The organism is uncultured Thiodictyon sp., assembly GCA_903837595.1.
GTDB lineage: Bacteria > Pseudomonadota > Gammaproteobacteria > Chromatiales > Chromatiaceae > Thiodictyon.
This window is the reverse complement of the sequence record CAILVI010000411.1, coordinates 1-2,289: the sequence shown is the minus strand read 5'-3', so window position 1 is coordinate 2,289 and position 2,289 is coordinate 1. Positions and strand designations below refer to the sequence as shown.

Here is a 2,289-nt window from a genome sequence, read left to right as displayed (position 1 = left end):
CGCCAGTTTGATCTCCAGCAGGCCGGCGGCGGCGAGCCAAGCCAGGGCGTTGAGCCGGTCTTTGACCAGGGCGTCTTCGATCTCGGCCAGGCTGCGGGCGGCGATGGTGCGCAGGACGGCGGCGGGGGTGTCGCGGGCGCGTTCCAGGGCGGCGCAGTCGTCCGGTTCCAGGTGCGGGGAGACGACCAGGCGCATCCGCCCGCGCCGCAACGCCAGGCTGGCCACGCCGCGGGCGGCCAGTGCGAGGCCGGCGCTGGTGAAGTAGCCGGCGGCCCGGCGGTAGAGCACGGCGGCCTCGAGACAGGGGACGAAGAAGCCGCGGACCAGGTCGTCGCGGCCGGTGCGGTAGGTGAGTTGCAGCGGGAGGTCGGTCAGGTTGGGCACTGGGTGATCGGGCGTGCTAGGGCAGTGGTTGGGCGATGCGTCCGGTTACTGCTGCCAGGCGGCGGCTCAGTGTTGGTGGAGCCAGGCTTCGAGGTCGGCGACCGCGGTGAAGTCGAGTTGCGCCTCGATCAGGGCCTCGTTGCGCTCCAGCGGCAAGGCGGCGATGTGCTCCTCGATCTCCGGAGCCAGTACGCCGAAGCGGCGCCGCAGCAGTTTTTGCACCAGGGCCGAGGCTTCTGCGCGGCGGCCTTCCTTATGGCCTTCCAGCTGACCCCGTTGGTATCCGATACGTTCGACAGACGTGACGTAAGGCATGGTCTTGTTGCACTCCAGGGTGATAAGTTCCTGCCAGAGCTTGTTCTCCAACTCGGGGGGCAGGCGCATCATCCAGTCGATGACGGCGAAGAGGTCGATGATCCGCTGGCGATCCCAGTCCCGTTCGTAGAGCAGCCGGGCGAGGCGCCATTTTGCAGCATAGCGGCGCTCAGTGTCGCCGCGGGTCTGGCGGGTAAGCAGATGCGCGGCAGTGACGAGGGCGAAGGGGTTGGGGTCTGACAGCAGGTCTTCCAGGCGGGGCGCATAGTCGAGGAGTTTGACCAGCGGGTACTCCAGGACGTGCCGACAGCCGAACAGGTCCCAGCCGAAGGCGCCCGGACGCCAGTTGGGGCTGTCGTCCGAGAGCACGGCGAGGCTGGCGACGGGTCGGTCGTAGCGTTGAAAGAGCCGGCAGTTGTAGATGAACATGCGCTTGGGGAAGGCGCTGTCGTGGCCGCCCTGGATCTCGATGTGGATGTAGACCCAGTCCTGCGTGCCGTCCAGGCGGTGGACGCAGACCAGCTTGTCGACGAAGCGCTTGCCCAACTCGGCATCTTGGACCACTTGGGCCAACTCCTTGTCCAAGAATTGGTACCCGCAGCTCCAGTCGATTTCAGCGTAGGCGTCCGGGAAGTAGAAGGCAAGGAATTCCGGGAAGTGGTGCTCCAGGGCGTTCTTCCAGGGGGTGTCGTTGTCGGTCGCGGGGGTGGGCTGGTCGGCGCTCTCGGCCATGGTTGAATCTCTGGTTCAGGGGCCTTGATCAGGATGCCGACCACGGCGCTGGCGGCGAGGTCGCGGGTCCGCACAGCGGACCAAAGGTCGCCGGCAGGAACCATGGTTAGGCCCAGACCCCCGGGCGGCGGCTGCGCGGACGATGGGCTGCATTCTAAGCCGGTGCGGCTCCCTCGCGCACTCCGGCGGTGACGGCGCAAGCCCCCGGGCGGCCATGGCGAAGACGCCGCGCCCGCCGGCCTTGCTCCAGGCGCGGATGGCGTCCTTCTGGTAGGGGCGCAGTTCGAGTCCGGCGGGCGGGGCCAAGGTGGCGCCGGGGCCGGGTTCGCGGATTTGGTTGGGGTCGATGCCGGGCGGGGGCTCGTCGGGGTTGCGGTAGCGCTCCAGCAGCGCCCGGCTGGCCTGGCTGAAGTCGATGATGCGCAGTCCCGGGACTTGGCCGGTCCAAAGGGCCTCGAAGTCGTCGATGGCGGCCTGGACCCGGCCCTCCGGGTCCTGCCAGGAGCGGAACACGTCCAGGTGCTCGAAGTTTTCGACCAGGCCGCCGGCGGTCTCGTTGGCTGAGCCGGAGAAGCTGACGTGGTGGCCGCGGTCGTCGGAGAAGACGCCGGTCTTGGCGTGGAAGAGGCCGCGGGCGTAGCCGCCCTGGGCCGTGACCCGCAGTGCCAGTTTGATCTCCAGCAGGCCGGCGGCGGCGAGCCAGGCCAGGGCGTTGAGCCGGTCTTTGATCAGGGCGTCTTCGATCTCGGCCAGGCTGCGGGCGGCGATGGTGCGCAGGACGGCGGCGGGGGTGTCGCGGGCGCGTTCCAGGGCGGCGCAGTCGTCCGGTTCCAGGTGCGGGGAGACGACCAGGCGCAT

The 2,289-nt window shown here is 68.9% G+C and carries 1 protein-coding gene and 2 pseudogenes; all 3 read right to left on the bottom strand.

Going from position 1 to position 2,289, the window contains the following annotated elements:
- Positions 1–384: pseudogene (locus QZY44_RS24560) on the bottom strand (DNA phosphorothioation system restriction enzyme); the annotation flags it as partial.
- Between the two features lie 66 nt (positions 385–450).
- Positions 451–1,431 (bottom strand): DUF4351 domain-containing protein, encoded by a 981-nt coding sequence (locus QZY44_RS24555; protein WP_295454334.1) that lies wholly within the window; start codon positions 1,429–1,431, stop codon positions 451–453.
- A gap of 15 nt (positions 1,432–1,446) precedes the next feature.
- Positions 1,447–2,289, bottom strand: a pseudogene (locus tag QZY44_RS24550) (phospholipase D-like domain-containing protein); the annotation flags it as partial.

Coding starts and splice junctions, on each gene's coding strand:
- QZY44_RS24555 (WP_295454334.1), bottom strand. CDS start 1,431: ATGGCCGAGAGCGCCGACCAGCCCACCCCCGCGACCGACAACGACACC.